At 64.0% G+C, this 17,396-nt stretch carries 8 protein-coding genes; 7 read left to right on the top strand and 1 reads right to left on the bottom strand.

The features are described 5' to 3' along the window. Positions 1–18 precede the first annotated feature (18 nt). Both C9F12_RS20615 and cobO read left to right on the top strand, forming a co-directional pair. Positions 19–1,581 carry a RimK family protein gene (locus C9F12_RS20615; protein ID WP_108450055.1) on the top strand — a complete coding sequence of 521 codons (1,563 nt, stop codon included), beginning with the start codon at positions 19–21 and terminating at the stop codon, positions 1,579–1,581. Positions 1,582–1,658: 77 nt separating this feature from the next. Further along, positions 1,659–2,264, top strand: coding sequence for a cob(I)yrinic acid a,c-diamide adenosyltransferase (gene cobO, locus C9F12_RS20620; protein ID WP_108450056.1), 606 nt, complete (start codon positions 1,659–1,661; stop codon positions 2,262–2,264). A 190-nt stretch (positions 2,265–2,454) separates the two neighbouring features. On the opposite strand, the gene C9F12_RS20625 is transcribed toward cobO, so the two are convergent. After that, a complete protein-coding gene (locus tag C9F12_RS20625; protein WP_108450057.1) occupies positions 2,455–9,162 on the bottom strand; it encodes a retention module-containing protein in 6,708 nt (2,235 codons plus the stop codon). 870 nt (positions 9,163–10,032) lie between these two features. Here C9F12_RS20625 and C9F12_RS20630 point away from each other — a divergent pair. The 5 genes from C9F12_RS20630 (at position 10,033) to C9F12_RS20650 (ending at position 17,376) form a co-directional block, all read left to right on the top strand. Continuing rightward, complete coding sequence (locus C9F12_RS20630; RefSeq protein ID WP_108450058.1) at positions 10,033–11,379, top strand: UDP-glucose/GDP-mannose dehydrogenase family protein; 1,347 nt, start codon at positions 10,033–10,035, stop codon at positions 11,377–11,379. A 10-nt stretch (positions 11,380–11,389) separates the two neighbouring features. Continuing rightward, on the top strand, positions 11,390–13,303 hold the full coding sequence (locus C9F12_RS20635; protein ID WP_108450059.1) for a glycosyltransferase: 1,914 nt from the start codon (positions 11,390–11,392) through the stop codon (positions 13,301–13,303). A 108-nt stretch (positions 13,304–13,411) separates the two neighbouring features. After that, positions 13,412–14,980, top strand: coding sequence for a PilZ domain-containing protein (locus tag C9F12_RS20640; RefSeq protein WP_045992564.1), 1,569 nt, complete (start codon positions 13,412–13,414; stop codon positions 14,978–14,980). Positions 14,981–15,061: 81 nt separating this feature from the next. Next, complete coding sequence (locus C9F12_RS20645) at positions 15,062–15,940, top strand: polysaccharide lyase (protein WP_205254744.1); 879 nt, start codon at positions 15,062–15,064, stop codon at positions 15,938–15,940. A 179-nt stretch (positions 15,941–16,119) separates the two neighbouring features. Next, positions 16,120–17,376, top strand: coding sequence for an alginate lyase family protein (locus C9F12_RS20650; protein ID WP_083970380.1), 1,257 nt, complete (start codon positions 16,120–16,122; stop codon positions 17,374–17,376). Positions 17,377–17,396 lie beyond the last annotated feature (20 nt).

Below are 17,396 nucleotides of genomic sequence, written 5' to 3' on the forward strand. Positions count from 1 at the left end.
TGCCGAGGAATTCTTGCGATGTGCGCCCTGCGTATCGTTGTCGACCGCCAGCGCGACTGGCAGCCCTACCACCCCAGTGACGATGTGATCGACGCCGACCACTATGTCGACGCCGCGGACATCGCCGATGCCAAGGCCACCTCGGGCGCCACCAGCGCACAGGTCATCAACCTGTGTTCCGACCTCGGCTACCTGGGCCGAGGCTACTATGTCTCGCTGCTCGCCCAGGCGCGAGGCGCCAGAGTGATCCCCAGTGTCGATACCCTCAACTCCCTGCGCCGCAAGTCGACCACCGACATGCAGCTCGAGGGCCTTACCGGACTGCTCGATGAGCTGAGCCGGCCCGCTGCAGTCGAGCGACTCGGCGATGACGTCCATTTCAGGGTGCTGTTCGGCGAATGCGTCGAGCCCCTGCTGGCACGCGTCGCCCGCCGCCTGTTCGAGCGCCTGCCCTGTCCGCTGATGGAGGCGCGCCTGAATCGCACCGCCCAGGGCTATCGACTGGTGCGGCTGCGTCCGCTTGCGCTTGGGCGGCTTCATGAAGACGAGCAGGACGCCTTCGCTCGCGCCCTCAATCGCCATTCGCTGAAGATCTGGCGTACCCCCAGGGCGCGGAGGCGCTATCGCTTCGACCTGGCCATGTTGATCGACCCTGAAGAACACCTGCCGCCCAGCAACAAGGGCGCTCTCAAGCAATTTATCCGCGCCGGTCGGCGCCAGGGCATCAATGTCTCGCTGATCACCCATCGCGACAGCGCCCGGCTGGCCGAGTTCGACGCTCTGTTTCTGCGCCAGACCACCGCCCTCGACCACCCCACCTGGCGCATGGCCCGACGTGCCGAACACGAAGGCCTGGTGGTCATCGACGCGCCCCAGGACATTCTGCGCTGCACCAACAAGGTCTATCTGCATGAACTGCTTCGCACCCGGGGGGTCGCCGCTCCCGAGGGACTGTTGCTCAAGCGTTCGGATCGAGCACGTCTCCTCGAGCAGACGCAGGGTCTCAGCTACCCGAGGGTGCTGAAGGTCCCCGATGGCGCCTTCTCCCGTGGCATCGTCAAGGTGATATCCAGCGAATCGCTGGCGCGGGAAGCCGATACCCTGTTCAAGAGCTCGGACCTGCTGTTGCTGCAGGAATGGCTGCCTACCGAATACGACTGGCGCATCGGCGTGCTCGACGGTGCTCCGCTGTTCGCCAGCCGCTACTACATGGCCCGTGGCCATTGGCAGATCTACGATCATTCCGGTTCTCGCACCCGCAGCGGCGGCTTCAGCAGCCACCCCATCGACGAGGTGCCGGCCGCCGTGCTGCGTGCGGCGCTCAAGGCCACCCGGCTGATCGGCAATGGCCTCTACGGTGTCGACCTCAAGCAGGTCGGCGACCGTGTGCTGGTGATCGAGGTCAACGACAATCCCAACATCGATGCGGGCATCGAGGACAGCGTGCTGGGTGCGGCGCTCTACGATCGCCTGATGGAGGTCTTCGCCAGGCGCATGGAGGCGCGCCGACAGGCACGCTCGGCCAACACGGCGTCGCCCCAGGCGGGACGCCAGAGCCTGCCTGCCAATGACCCCGGCTGATGTCGGCAAGCGTATCGGGCTGACGCCAGCGTCCGCCTCGGCTACCCTGCGCTTTTGACCAGACAGCGGGAGCCGGCATGAGCGAGCAGGACAGAAACACCCGACACAAGAAGGCCATGGAGAAGCTCAAGTCCCACGTCGACGCCAAGGTCGCCGCCGCCGACGAGGAACGCGGGCTGGTGCTGGTGTTTACCGGCAACGGCAAGGGCAAGACCACCGCCGCCTGGGGCACCGTTACCCGCGCCCTGGGTTACGGTTACCGGGTGGGCGTGGTGCAGTTCATCAAGGGACTGTGGGAGTGCGGAGAACGCGACCGACTCGAGGCCGACGACAACCTCGAGGTGGCGATCATGGCCACCGGTTTCACCTGGGATACCCAGAATCGCGAATCGGACACCCAGGCCTGCCGCGAGGTCTGGCAGGAGGCCAGCCGCATGCTGGCCGACCCCGAGGTCTATCTGGTGGTGCTCGACGAGATCACCTACATGCTCAAGTTCGGCTACCTGGACATCGACACCGTGAAAACGGCCATCGCCAACCGGCCTGCCGAGCAGACGGTCATCATCACCGGGCGCAACGCCCATCGCGAACTGGTTGCCATGGCCGACACCGTGACCGAGATGCAGGAGGTCAAGCACGGCTTCGCCGATGGCCTCAAGGCTCGCCGCGGCATCGACTTCTGACCACATCCAACTCCGGCACGCGTCCCGTGCCACGATAGGCGCCTAGCGCCGCGTGCCACAAGAGCCGCTCGTCTCGACGACACAGAGCCCGACGCCAGCCGGGCTCTGTTCGCCGAGACCGGACGCCCCGGACCGGCGTTGGCCTCCCCCGGGTGCGCCGAGGGAGACCGCTGCCCAGCTACTCCACCTGCTACTCCACCTGCAACTGGCCGTCGTCGATCATCTGCTGCAGGAAGGTCGCCGAGTCCTGTCCCCCCATGTCGACGCCATTGAGGGTAATGACCTGATCGGCATCGCCTCCTGTATTGCCGATGCCACCGTCGCTCTTCACGTACAACACGGTATTTCCGCTACCGTCCTCCTCGGCGTAGAGGTAGTCATTGACGCTTGCCTCGGTCGCTCCATCGAGTAGATCCGACATCTCCAGGCGATCGGACTCGGCGTCACTGCCGACGTCTCCCAGGGTAAAGTCATTGATCTCATCACTGGCAGGCGTTGCACTGGTCCCAGCGTCGCCATCATTCCAGGCGACCACATCGGCACCGGTGCCCAGATCGATGATATCGTTGCCCGCGCCGCCATCGAGCGTATCGTTGCCCGCGCCGCCATCGAGCGTATCGTTGCCCTTGCCACCAACCAGGGTGTCATTACCTTCTCTGCCAAGGAGGGTATCCCCCCCGGCGCCGCCGATCAGGGTATCGTTGCCGTCGCCGCCGTCCAGGGTGTTGATCCCGCCTTCATCACGCGACTCGTCAATCAGGTCATCGAGATTGTCCCGGATATAACCGATCATTTCGCCATCGGTGGGTTCGGTACCACCATTGACTCCCCACTTGACGTATTCGTAGAGCCCTTCGTAGCCCAGACCGTCATGCCCGCCCGCGGTAAAGACCTCACCGGTGTCGGTATTCGTCCAGGCCAGATGGTCACTGTTGAGCACATCGCCGATCAGGATGTCGTCGCCGCCTCCGCCCGACAGGACGTCATCGCCAAGTGGCAGAAGCCCTCCTGCGGCTTCCTGGATGGCACTGTTGAGACCGTCCTCGTCGTTGACGATCTGCACCTGGCCGACCGAATCATTGAAGGTCGTACCGCTGATGGTCAGGCTTCCAGTGCCGTCAACCTGGCTATTGTCGAAGTACTCAAGCGTTTCCTCGTTGATCCCGTTGCCGATGCCGATGGCAGCAACCTCGACATCATTGGCGACCAAGTCATTGAAGGCGGCGATCGATTGCGTCATCACCGCGGTGCTGTTGTTGCCTCCGGGGCCGCTGAAGCCACCTGAGCTATTGACATGGTAAGTCGGCTCACCGTCGGTCAAAAACAGCGCAAGGTTCTTGTAGCCAGAGGTCGTGCCCGCAATTCCCTCGAAGAACGTCTCGGATTCGTTGAACCCTGCCTCGTAGTTGGTGCCCCCTGAAGCCACCATGGCCTCGATATATGCCATGGCCAGGGCCAGATCGCCAGGGCCGAAGTCCTCGATGATCAGCGAGTTGACCGACAGGCCAGCGCCATTGACTCCAGGACGAACCAGGGAGTCAAAGTCCACGATCTGCAGATTGATCGTGCCGCCGTAAGTCTGGAGATGCTCCAGCAGGTTGTTCAAGGCGTCCTTGGCCAGTTGCATGCGCGTCTTGCCGCTGGAACCGGAAGCATTGCCCATGCTGCCCGAGCTGTCGATGATCAGTGACAGGTTGTAATTCTCCGGCTGCGCCTGGGTCACCCCGCCGGCGTCGCCGATCAGCACGTCGTCGCCATCACCACCGGCCTGTTCGCTGCCTTCGTTGTCATCCACGTACAGGATATCCGGCGCCTCTCCGTTAAGGGTCAGGGTGCTCTCGAGCTTATCCCCGTCGCCATCGACACCGACCAGACCGAGGGGCACCTCGAAGTCCTCGCGCTGCTCGCCGCTGCGATGGTTGATGTCACCCAGTGACAGATCGCCAGGGGACTCACTGCCACTCTGCTGCGCCTCGATGGAGACCGCCTCGAAGGGGCGATCGTCACCGGTGCTCAGGCGCACCTCCCAGCCATCCTTCAAGCCGTCGACCTCAATGCCATCGCCGGTATCGACCAACGACACCCTTACCGTGACATCCACGCCCCGAACGTCGAACACCTTGACGTCATCGACGCTGAGATCCATGGCGGCACCGCTGGTCGCCCCTGGATCACCGCTGCCTGCGCCTTCAGCATCGAACACGACGGCAGAGAGCAACAGAGCGGCGGTGACACCGTTGGTCACATGGACCTTCTGCGAATAGCTCGTCAGGCCAACGTGGTCCTGCCACTCGGGCGTCGCCCCGGAAGCGGTAACGCCCTTGAGCGCATCGATGCGCAGGGTCCCGTCGGTACCGAGAGCGATACGGCCGTCGCTATCCTGGTCGGTCGTTCCCGACAGCAAGAGGTCGTTGACCGCGACGTCATCACCGGCGTGCAAGGCCAGGTAGTCACCGATCGTCTGGGCATCTGCCGGGCTTGAGTCGAACGCCTCGCCATTGGTGATCGCACCGATCACCTCGACGCTGTAGCCATCACCTGCTGCGTTGAGGGTGACGCTGAAGCCGTCCTCGGCACCGTCGGCACTCTCGGCGTACAGCGTCGTTCCGTCGGCGCTCAAACGGTAGTTCAGCGGCTTGCCGTCCACCCGCAGCGCGTTGCCCTGGCTATCGGTCGCCGGCTGACCGTCGAGGGCGGCGGCAAAGACTACCTCCCCGACCCCATCGGCTCCGACGTTGGGCCCGAAATCCAGAGTGCCGCTGCCATCCTCCAGAGCGTGCTCCGCATTCGAAAACGCCTGGGGCACGTCATCCTTGATCGCGATACTCAGGACAGCGTCATCGTTGACGTCGCCGTCGCTGTCCTCGATCACCAGCGCGAAGTCGTCCTTGATTCCGTCGGTGGCGGTGCCCTGGGTCGAATGGTCTTCGGTATTGTCAGCCAGGGTGTAGCTGTAGGTGTAGTTGCCACCGGAGGTGGTCACCGTCAGCGTACCGTAGTTGCCCTGCACGGTACCGCCACCGGTCACGTCGACCGGGGTGCCATCCTTGTCCTTGATCTTCAGCGACTCGAGAGTGTCGTTGCCGGTATCGATATTGATCTCACCGCTGGTGGTCTCGAGGTTGGTCGACGCCTGGCTGCCACCGTCGTTCAGACCCGCCTCGTCCACCTGATTTGCAGCACCACCTTGCGGAGGCGTGGGCTTGATCTCGACCTCCGGTGTAGAGTCCACGGTGATGGTCAGCGTCGCGGTGCTGGTATCGCCGTCGGCGTCTCGGATGCTGTAGCGGATCACCGCGTTACCCTCGAAGCCATTGGCTGGCGTGAAGGTGATATTGCCGCTGGTGTCGACGCCACTGATGGTGCCGCTGCCACTCTCCAGCTTCACGCTGTCGATATCCATGGTGATCGGTCCATCGGCACCAGGGATATCCTTGCCCCCGGCCGTACCGTCGAGCACATTGACGGTGATCGGCTGGTTCTCATCGGTCTCGGCGGTGTCATCCTTGGCCTCGGGCACGTCATCCTTGATGTCGATGGTCAGGGTGGCCGGATCACTGGCGTCACCGTCGGAGTCGGTCACCACCACGCTGAAGGCGTCCTGCACAGCGTCGCTGGCGGTACCCTGGCTGGTGTGATCCGTGCTGTTGTCGGTCAGGGTATAGCGGTACTGATAGGTCCCCGCGCTATCCTTCCACACCTCCAGGGTGCCGAGGTCTCCGTCCACCTCGACCGGATTGGCCTCGGTACCGTCGGTCACATCGATACCATCGATCTCCACCTTGGCCAGGCTGTCACTGCCGGTGTCGATGGCGAGCGACCCCAGAGTGGTCTCGAGGTCGGTGGGGGCCTTGCTCCCGCCGTCGTCGAGACCCGCCTCGTCCACCTCGCTGTTGCCCGAGGCATTGGGCGACTCGGGATTGACCTCGATCTCGGGCGTGGCGTCCACGGTGATCGTCAGGGTCGCGCTGCTGATATCACCGTCGGCGTCGCGGATCGAGTAGTTGATCACCGCGTCACCCTCGAAGCCGTCGGCCGGCGTGAAGGTGATATTGCCGTTGGCGTCGACGTTGGTGATGGTGCCGCTGCCGCTTTCCAGGCTCACGCTGTCGGTGACGAAGGTGTAGGGACCGTCGGCCCCGGCCACGTCAGGCTCGCCCGCCGTACCGTCGAGCACGTTGACGGTGATCGGCTGGTTCTCGTCTGTCTCGGCGGCGTCATCCTTGGCAAGGGGCACGTCATCCTTGATGTCGATGGTCAGGGTGGCCGGATCACTGGCATCACCATCGGAGTCGGTCACCACCACGCTGAAGGCGTCCTGCACAGCGTCGCTGGCGGTACCCTGGCTGGTGTGGTCCGTGCTGTTGTCGGTCAGGGTATAGCGATACTGATAGGTCCCCGCGTTATCCTTCCACACCTCCAGGGTGCCGAGGTCTCCGTCCACCTCGACCGGATTGGCCTCGGTACCGTCGGTCACATCGATACCATCGATCTCCACCTTGGCCAGGCTGTCGCTGCCGGTGTCGATGGTGAGCGACCCCAGAACGGTCTCCAGGTCAGTGGCGGCCTTGCTCCCGCCATCGTCGAGACCGGCCTCGTCCACCTCGTTGTTGCCCGAGGCGTTGGGCGACTCGGGATTGACCTCGATCTCGGGCTCGTCGTCCTCCACCTCCACCCGCCAGGTCGCCTGGCTGGTATCACCGTCGTTGTCGGTCAGGGTATAGAGGATCTCGGCGGTCCCCTCGAAACCCGCCGCCGGGGTAAAGGTGATGGTACCGTCGGCGTCGAAGTCCAGGCTGCCGGCGGTGCTGTCCACCAGTTCTGCAGCGGTCAGCTCGGCGCCATCGGCACCGAGCGTATCGGCGCCTGGCCCATCGTTGATAACGTTCAACATGACCGGAGCATTGTCGGACGCGCCGATAGTCTCGTCATCCTCGGCCTCGGGCACGTCGTCCTTGATGTCGATGGTCAGCGTGGCGCTGTTGTTGACGTCGCCGTCGCTGTCCTCGATCACCAGCGCGAAGTCGTCCTTGATTCCGTCGGTGGCGGAGCCCTGGGTCGAGTGCTCTTCGGTGTTGTCAGCCAGGGTGTAGCTGTAGCTGTAGTCGCCGTTCGACTCGGTCACCGTCAGGGTGCCGTAGACGCCTTGCACAGTACCGCCATTGGTCACGTCGACCTGGGTGCCATCCTTGTCCACGATCTTCAGCGAGGCCAGGGTGTCACTGCCGGTGTCGATGTTGATCGCACCGCTGGTGGTCTCCAGATCGGTGGCCGCCTGGCTGCCGCCGTCGTCGAGACCGGCCTCGTCCACCTCGTTGTTGCCCGAGGCATTGGGCGACTCGGGATTGATCTCGATCTCGGGCTCGTCGTCCTCCACCTCCACCCGCCAGGTCGCCTGGCTGGTATCACCGTCGTTGTCGGTCAGGGTATAGAGGATCTCGGCGGTCCCCTCGAAGCCCGCCGCCGGGGTAAAGGTGATGGTACCGTCGGCGTCGAATTCCAGGCTGCCGGCGGTGCTGTCCACCAGTTCTGCAGCGGTCAGCTCGGCGCCGTCGGCACCGAGAGTATCGGCGCCTGATGCGTTGGTGATGACATTGATACTCACCGCCGTATCGTCGGTGGTCTCGACGGTAGGATCGTCCTCGGCGCGGGGCGCGTCATCCACGATCAAAATGTCGAGCGAGCCGCTGGCGCTACTGCCGTCCACGTCCACCGCCTGCACATTCAGGCTCTCGAGATAGCCGCCATCGGTGGCGCCGGCAACGCTGTCATTGTCGACGTTGTCGGTCAGTTCATAGGTGTAGCTGACGGTGCCCCCTGCGGCCGAACCGGTGAAGCCGGTCAGCGTCACCACACCATGATCGGTGACGATGGTGACCGGCGAGGTCCCCAGGGCATCAAGCTGGGCAAGCGTCAGGGAAACCGGCCCCACCGTCAGGGTGGCCAGGCCATCAGGTGAATCAAACCCAAAGGAGCCGGTGCGAACCAGCTGGGTGGCGTCGCCACGGCTACCGCCGGCCAGGTCTGCTTCGAACAGCACTTGTTCGGCACCGGCGGCGCCAATCGGCAGCTCGCCAGGGCCGCCAGGACCACCAGGGCCGTCAGGACCACCAGGGCCGTCAGGACCACCAGGGCCATCAGGACCACCGGGGCCGTCAGGACCGCCGGGGCCCGATGGATCGGGGCCGTCGAGACCGGTCAGGGTGACACCTTCGTCGTCATCGCCGGGATCCACCGCGTCGACACCGGTGAAATCGCGCTCGATGGGACCATCGCGCCCCTCAAGGCCAAACTGGAAGGCCAGCGGATCCACCGTCTCCACGATGCGCAACAGACGGACAAAACCACTGCCCTCGTCGTCCCCTCCCCCGCCGGTGCCGCCGGCCGCCGGATCCTCAAGATCATCGAACAGGTCGCCTTCGCCGGAGTCGATGGCGGCCAACAGCTCGTTGAGTTCTTCGTCACCCAGCACGTTGTCGGCCTGCTCGGCGATCTGGGCGAGAGCCGCGAGTTCATCGTCCGTGGAGCCGGACGCCTGGGTGCCCTCGGGAACCGGTGCGTCAATGCCGACAGCCGCGCCAGCCGTCACCGGGCTGCCCAAAGGGGTCGCGGGCGCGACGATGGGCGCCGAGTCGTCGGTGGTCTGCACAATACCCTGATCGACCAGCGAAGGGCCGGCCGGCTCGGTGGTGGAAGGCAACAGGCGCACCTGTCCGCTACCGGAAAGTGTCACGGGGTCGCCGACGCCACCGGGCGAAATCGAGATTTCACCACCCTGTGACGTCACCAGGCGCTCCCCGTCGCTGATCACGTCTCCCGGCCTGAGTTCGCGAAGGCTACCATCGGTGCCCTGAACAAAAGCCTGCCCCTGTACCATCACCACCGTCGCCGTGCTCATGTCGCTTCCCCTGATGCTCGTTGTCGTTTATCGAGCGCGCCCAAGGATATTTCTGCCCTCGATAACGCACCTTATCGGCACACTGTGGAAGTAGTATTAGCGAAGCTTTTTTATGACTAGCATTGGACTCAAGTACAGTGAATTTGGGATCCATCTATTCAATTGATGTTTTATGCAAACTTCTGAAAACAACGCTCATATAATTAACGCCAATAACTTCGCGTCATTCATACTTAACTAACACCAATGATGGCGAGAAACTTCATGCTCGTCTGTGTACGCATGTGAGCCTCGGTCCCTCCCGGTAACCCTGCCCGCCTCTTACTCAAAACATAAGCCACTGTTCAACATAGCATTCCTCCCCTCATTCGCTGATGGCGCTGTTTCACTGCCGGGTCATCCAGCTCGACGTTCGCCGCGGCTCGACGCCTGGCAGCTCTGCCGCTACTCGGCGTCGACAACGTCAGCATGGCGATCGTCATGCCGCAAAAACCGTCTCAAGCATGATGCTCCGATCGGCTGCTGATCGGCGAAACGTAAAAAAACAGTGTTTTCACTTTATTTTCAACAACTTATCACACAGAAAATCATTGGCGTATCCATAGGGCAACATATAACTATCTGATTTTAAATGCTTTATACGAACGTCGCACACCATTGTCTCTTAATGGCGACACTCCGCCCGACCATCGGCCATCCCGGAGAACGCTCACTAGAGCACGACTCCCAATAAGTTGTTGTTTTTAAAATACAAAAAGATAAATGGATCGATCCTTGCCCTCATTGCGGTCAGAACAAGGCTTTCCCGGCGTCCCTCCGACGCCCGAGGCAAGGCCGCCAATATCACAAGCGACGGCAAGGAGTGAGTTCATGAAAATCACGATTCACGGCTCGGGTTACGTAGGACTGGTCACCGGCGCCTGCCTGGCCGATGTGGGACACGACGTGATGTGTGTGGACGTCGATCAGGTCAAGGTCGCCCGCCTCAAGCGCGGTGAAGTACCGATCTACGAACCAGGCCTCGAGGATCTGATCCGCCACAATATGGAAGACGAGCGCCTGACCTTCTCCGATAGCCCGGAGGAAGGGGTGGCCCATGGCCTGTTGCAGTTCATCGCGGTGGGAACGCCCCCTGACGAGGACGGCAGCGCCGACCTGACCCACGTGCTTGGCGTGGCCCGTACCATCGGCCAGCACATGGACGGATATCGCGTCATCATCAACAAGTCCACCGTCCCGGTGGGGACCGCCGACAAGGTTCATCAGGCGGTGGCCGATACCCTGGAGGGACGCCAGGCCGAGGTCGACTTCGACGTCTGCTCCAACCCGGAATTCCTCAAGGAAGGCGCGGCAATCGAGGACTTCTCGCGGGGGGCGCGGATCGTCATCGGTACCGACAGCGACAAGGTCCGCAAGCTGATGCGCGAGTGCTATGCCCCCTACAGCCGCCAGCGCGACAAGCTGATGTTCATGGACGTGCGCAGCGCCGAACTGACCAAGTACGCCGCCAACGCCATGCTCGCCACCAAGATCAGCTTCATCAACGAAATCGCCAACCTGGCCGAGCACCTGGGTGCGGACGTCGAGCAGGTCCGCCACGGCATCGGCAGCGACCCGCGTATCGGCTACCACTTCATCTATCCCGGCTGTGGCTACGGCGGCTCCTGCTTCCCCAAGGACGTCAAGGCACTGGCCCGCACCGCCAGCGAGGTCGGCGCCCCCGCCCGCATGCTGCAGGCGGTGGAAACGGTCAACGACGCCCAGAAGACGCGGCTGTTCGACAAGCTGGAACTGGCGCTCCACGGCAACCTCAAGGGCCGCACCATCGCCCTGTGGGGACTCGCCTTCAAGCCCAACACCGACGACATGCGCGAGGCGCCGAGCCGGGTACTGATGGAACAGCTGTGGCAAGCCGGCGCCCGGGTCCAGGCCTACGACCCCGAGGCCGCCGCCGAGTGCCATCGCATCTACGGCGAGCGCTCGGACCTGTGTCTCTCCAAGCAGCGTGACGCTGCCCTGGAAGGCGCCGACGCCCTGGTCATCTGCACCGAGTGGAAGGCCTTCCGCACCGTCGACTTCGACAAGATCGCGCGCACCCTCAATCACCCGCTGGTGATCGATGGACGCAACCTCTTCTCACCCGAGGACGTCGAAGCGGCGGGTCTCGAATACTACGCCATGGGTCGCGGCGCCTCCCTGCAACACCCCCGGGTGTAAGGACGCCACCATGTCATCGCTACCCAAGCACACCTCCGTGGCCAGCAAGGCCACGGAGCTGACCACCCTGGCGCTGCTGCTGTCGCTGCTGATCGTGCTGGTCAGCGAGTTGCCCTCCGAGGTGTTCTCGCCGGCGTCGAAGAGCTTCTTCTTCGCCATTGGCGCGGTCGGTGCGTGGCGCTATTCATGGTGGTTCGTCCAGGCGCTGCGATCGGTGTGGTACAACCGCCGCGTCTTTCCACAGATGCGGGCCGAGGCCGACGCCCTGGGAGAGTCCGGCAAGCCGTCAGAGCTCTACGTGCTGTGCACCTCCTTTCGCATCGACCCCGACGTCTGCTTTCGGGTCTACGACGCACTGATCGAGGAGACCCGGCACTATGGCGTGCCGACCACCATCTTTGCCTCGGTCTCGGACCAGACCGACGTGGACATCATCTCCCACGTGCTGCAGGAACACCGCTGGCCGTCGCATATCGAGGTCCGCTACATGTTCCAGAAGGGCGACGGCAAGCGTTCGGCCATGGCCGAGGTGCTGCGTGCGATCTCGCGCCGGGCCCCGGCCCCCGACGCCCTGCTGGTGTCCATGGACGGGGATATCCTGCTCGAGCCCGGAACCCTGGAGCGCTCGCTGTCGTTCTTCGCCCTGCGCGATGATCTCGGCGCCCTGACCACCAACAACAGCGCCATCGTCACCGGCAACGATGCCACCAAGGAGTGGTACGACCTGCGTTACGCCCAGCGTCATCTGGTGATGAGCTCGATGTCGGTGTCCGAGCGGCTGCTGGTCCTGACCGGCCGCTACAGCGCCTTCCGCGCCGACCTGGCGACCCACCCGGACTTTATCGACATGGTCGAGAACGACCACGTCGAGCATTGGCGCTTCGGCAATTTCAAGTTCCTGTCCGGGGACGACAAGTCGACCTGGTACTGGTTGCTCAAGAACGGCTGGAAGATGCTCTACCTGCCGGATGTCTACGTCTCGGGATTCGAGGAGCTGCCGGACCGCAAGCGCTTCTTTGCCTCGACCACCGACCTGATGCGTCGCTGGTACGGCAACATGCTGCGCACCAGCGGTCGCGCCATTGCCCTGGGGCCGAGGCCGATGGGGCTGTTCACCTGGTGGAGCCTGATCGACCAGCGGCTGTCCATGTGGACGACCCTGATCGGCCCCATCGTGGCGATCCTGGTGACGCTGTTCGTGCGGCCGTCGTTCATCTTCGCCTATGCCCTGTGGATCCTGTTCACCCGCGGGATCTCCACCTCGATCCTGGCCTGGCAGCGTGGTCGCTTCAGCCTTCTGTGGATCCCGCTGATCTACTACAACCAGGTCTACGGCGCCCTGCTCAAGACCTACGTGAGCTTTCGCTTCAACCGTCAGAAGTGGTCACGCCAGGGCATTTCTGCCGGTGAGCCTGGTGACGAAAAGGCGGTACGCCGCCAGCGTCGCATGGGGCATCTGCTGCATGGCTTTCATGTCTGCCTGATGTTGTTCGTGCTGACCCTGGCCACCGGCGTACTGAAGGTACCCGACGCTACCTCGCTGAAGATCCTCGAACGGGCAGGCCCGGTGCCCGGCGACACTGCCGCGCTGCCTGACGCCAGTCGCTGGCTGGCCAGCCGCATCGAGGACGGCTCGGGCGAGCTACACCTGCCCGCCGGTGAGCTACGGATCAGCGATCGGCTGATCGAACGCCTGGGCGCAAGCAGCATCGGCGAAGCCACCAACCTCAGCGGCAGCCCCCAGGGCACCACGCTAGAGGTTCCGCCGACCTTGATCGATCACCTCAAGGACGCCCAGGGCACCACACCAGCCCCCGGCGATCTGTTGAGCTGCACCGACCAGCAGCGCTGCTCGCTCGATCTTCACGACACCAGGCTGTCGCTGAGTGACCTGCGCATCCAGGTGCAGCCACGCCACGGCTGATAGCCACGCCACGGCTGACAACGACGACACGGCCACACTTTGTCGCTGGGCCGCATGTACGGCCAGACACCGCCACGGCTCAGCGAATACTGACTTCAGGACACCGATATGAGCGATTACTTCGACGACAAGGACACCTCAACACCCCGCCACGAGCCTGCTCGTCAGCCGGACCCCGCGCCGCGCGCCGAACCTCATCTGGGCGATGCGCGCTCTCAGCCGCGCCAAGAAGAGGCACCGGCAGGCTCGGGACTGGCCCATGAGCGCCGCGATGAACGCCGCTACATCCGCGTTTCGCCGACCTTCGAGGTGCGCTTCGATGACGGCAACCGCTTCCGCGGGCTGGACCTGTCCCAGGGCGGCTTCGCCATCGAGAGCCCGCGCCCGATGCGCCAGGACGCCAGGGTGCGCGGCAGCATCGCCATCACCACCGCCAGCGGCGAGCTGCTGGTGCCCGTGAGCGCCCAGTGCCGCCATAGCCTGGCGCTGGAAGGTCGCGGTGGTGCACACCACGCCGGCTTCGAGATCACCGACATCTCCCCCTCCCACCTTGAGCTGCTGCGCCGCGTGGTCCGCGCCCACCTGGCCGGCCGACCGCTGGACGTCGAGCAGATGGTCCAGGGCGAGGATGCCCAGACCCCACGCAAGCGTCGCGGCACCGGCAGCACGCCCCAGGCAGCGGCTCGTCCGCCGAGACCCATGGGCCGCTACGTGGCGCTGTTCATCGGCTTCGCGGTGCTCGCGGTGGTCGCGGCGGCCACCGCCTACCGCAACTTCATGCTGATCGAGCCCAACTTCGCCGCTGTCACCGCGCCACGCATCGACATTCGTGCACCGAGCCCCGGCATCCTGATGGCGCACGAGCTCAAGGCCGGTGACCGTGTCACACGGGACGAGCAGCTCACCCGGGTCAAGGACGTCGATCTGGAGTCCGACCTGATCCTGGCCGAGGCCGCCCAGCGCTACAACAGCCAACTGATCGAGAACCTTCAGGAAAACCTCGACGGCGCCAATGGCGGACAGGTCAGCCTGGCCAACTCCGCCGAGCCCGGCAACGGTGACGCCGTGAGCTTCGAGACGGTGTCCCCGGACATCGCTCGTGCACGTATCGATCAGTTCGAGACCGCCCGAGACTTCCAGGCGTCCAGGGTCACCGCGCTGCAGGCGCGCCAGTCCCAGAACGAGATCTACAGCCCCTGCGACTGCCTGGTGGCGTGGGCGCTGTCGAGCTCCGACGGCACCTATATCAACGAAAGCGAAAAGATCATGACGCTGATGCGTACCGGCGACGACGAGGTCATGGTCGAGGCGCTGGTGCATATGGACGACATCGATCGCATCGAGCCCGATCAACTCGCCTATCTGTCGCTGCCCAACGCCTCCGGCCCGATCAGCGCTCGGGTGCGCAGCGTGGCGCTGGACATCGAGCGCCAGCCGCGCGCCGGCTTCCCGAGCTGGGTACGCCAACAGCAGAACGTCGCCAGCGTGCTGCTGGTACCGGAAAAGCCGCTGCCGGTGGAAAGTGTCGGTACTCCGGTGGACGTGCGCTTTACCGAACAGGCCCTGCTGGGCGCCACCGCCGAGTGGATCTGGCAGAGCGGCCGCCGGGTGGTCCAGCAGGCCAGCCAACTGTTCTCGGGCATTGGTGACAACGACGCCGCCGACACCGCCGGCTGAGCCACGCTCTTTCTTTACACGTATCCGTTCCACTTGCCACGACCACCGCGGTGGTCGTGAGCCAACAGGAGTACGAACGCCATGTCGACACTGACGACGCGCCTGTCCGCCACCCTGCTGGCCATCTGCGCTACCCAACCCGCCCTGGCGGACAACGGCGCCAATGACAGCGACGCCGATCAGCAGAGCCCCGGCGTCCCCCAGGTCGCCGCCTGCTCGGCGCGCCATCCGCTGGTCGCCTCACCCGCCCCTGCGCTGGGTGAGAAAAGCGCCCACGACGCCATCCGCGAAGGCTTCGACACCACCCGTACCTGGGGCACCGAGGAGAACGTCGAGCTGTTGTCGGGTCATTCGGCGACACCGGCGCTCAGGGTCCTCTATCCCGAGGACACCTCCTCGCCTGGCGACACCGACACCGGGGGCGCCGGCTTCTACACCGAGCCTTCCGCGCTCGAAGGCCGCGATCACGCCTGCCTGAGCTACCGGGTTCGCTTCGAGAGCGGGTTCAACTTCGTCAAGGGCGGCAAGCTGCCGGGACTCTACGGCGGCGAAGCGCCCAGCGGCGGTGACGATGTCACCGGCGAGAATGGCTTCTCCATGCGCTACATGTGGCGCGAAGACGGCCAGGGTGAACTTTACGAATACGTGGTCGGCGGCGAGGGCGACTACGGCGACTCGGTGGCCCGAGGCCGCTTCACCTTCCCCACCGGTCAGTGGGTCACCCTGGAGCAGGAGATCATCCTCAACGACCCCGGCAAGGCCAACGGCATTGCCCGGGTGTGGGTCGATGGTCGGCCGGTGCTCGAGCAGACCAATCTCACCTACCGTACCGACGACGACGTGCACATCGATGGCCTGATGTTCTCGACCTTCTTCGGTGGCCACGGTGAGGACTGGCGCACCCCCAGTGACCAGCACGCCGACTTTGCCGACTTCCGTTTCTACGCCCCCCGTTCATGATCGCGGCGCCCCCAGGGGCGCCGCCAAGGAGACACTTGATGCACCCATCCCATGGCTCATCCCCCGGTCCCCTCCCCACCCGAGGCCTGGGCCCATCGATGCCGGCATTCGAATCCGGCCGGTGCCACCACTTCGACCAACGCTCGGCAAATCCGCTCAAGCGTCTGGTACACAGAGTGATGGGATGGCCGACGGCCAGGTTGTCGGGAAAGCTGGCAACGGGCCTGACGCTCGGCCTGACGATGGGTGCCGCCCTGGTATCGTCCGCGCACGCCATGACCCTGGAAGAACGGGCCGAGCTGGACCTCAGCGACTACCGAGTGACCAGACCTGACGCCTCCTACTTCGATGTAGAGGCCCGCATGGAAACACTGGCCGACACCGACAACTCGATCCTGTTGCAGGAGCTCGATCAACTGACCAACGGACCCAGCTGCCAGCAACTGCTGGCCCAGGAGCCGATCACCACGCGCCTGCGGATCCCCGGCTATTATCCCAGCCCCAAGGAGTGGGAACTGGCATCCGAACCCCTGTTCGACTTCGAGGACAGTGTGTCGATGCTCGCCGGCTCCTTCGTGGCCACCGGCGACACCTACTACGCCGACTGCCTGGTGACCTTTCTCGATCAATGGGCCCAGCACGATGCCCTGACCGACTTCCACTACGATCCCAAGGAGCCTCAGGCCTGGTTCGCCACCGAATCGATGATCTTCGCCGCGGGCATGGCCTACTCGGTGGTGCGTCCCCGCGTCGAGGGCAGCGACCAGGCCAAGCAACGTGTCGAGCAGTGGCTCAACCGGCTCGCCCACAAGCACGCCGCCATTCAGGGGCAGCCCGGCAACAGCTGCTGCAACAACCACTTCTACCGCCGCGCCCTCTACGCCAGCATGATCGGAGTGATTACCGAGGACGATGAGCTGTTTCGCTTCGGCGTCAGCGCCATCCATTCGGCGCTCTCCGACATGACCGAGCGCGGCGCCTTTCCGCTGGAGATCGAGCGTGGTCGTCGCGCCACCCACTACCAGAACTATGCGCTGCTCTACCTGATCACCAACATGCAGGTCATCGCACGCCAGGGCTATGACATCTTCGAACTCGAGATCAACGGCCATGACATCCACGACGCCGTGGACTTCGCCATGACCATCTTCAACGATCCCGAGGCGCTTGGAGACCTGGCGCCCCACGAGCAGTACACCGGCTTTCTCAAGGACAACCAGTACTTCGCCTGGATGGAGATCTATCAGAGCCGCTTCGATGACCCGCGCATCGAACGGTTCCTGGCCCAGGTGCGTCCGGTCTACAACCGCAGCGCCGGCGGTTACCAGACGTTGTACTTCATGTCACCCGAGGCGCAGCAGCACCTCGTCGTCGATGAACAGGAGCGCGAGACCACCGCCTTCGAGGGTCTCGACGACGACAGCGCGTCTCAGTGACAGCACACGATCAACCAGGA

It is taken from the genome of Halomonas sp. BN3-1 (assembly GCF_003056325.1).
Classification (GTDB): Bacteria; Pseudomonadota; Gammaproteobacteria; order Pseudomonadales; family Halomonadaceae; genus Halomonas; species Halomonas litopenaei.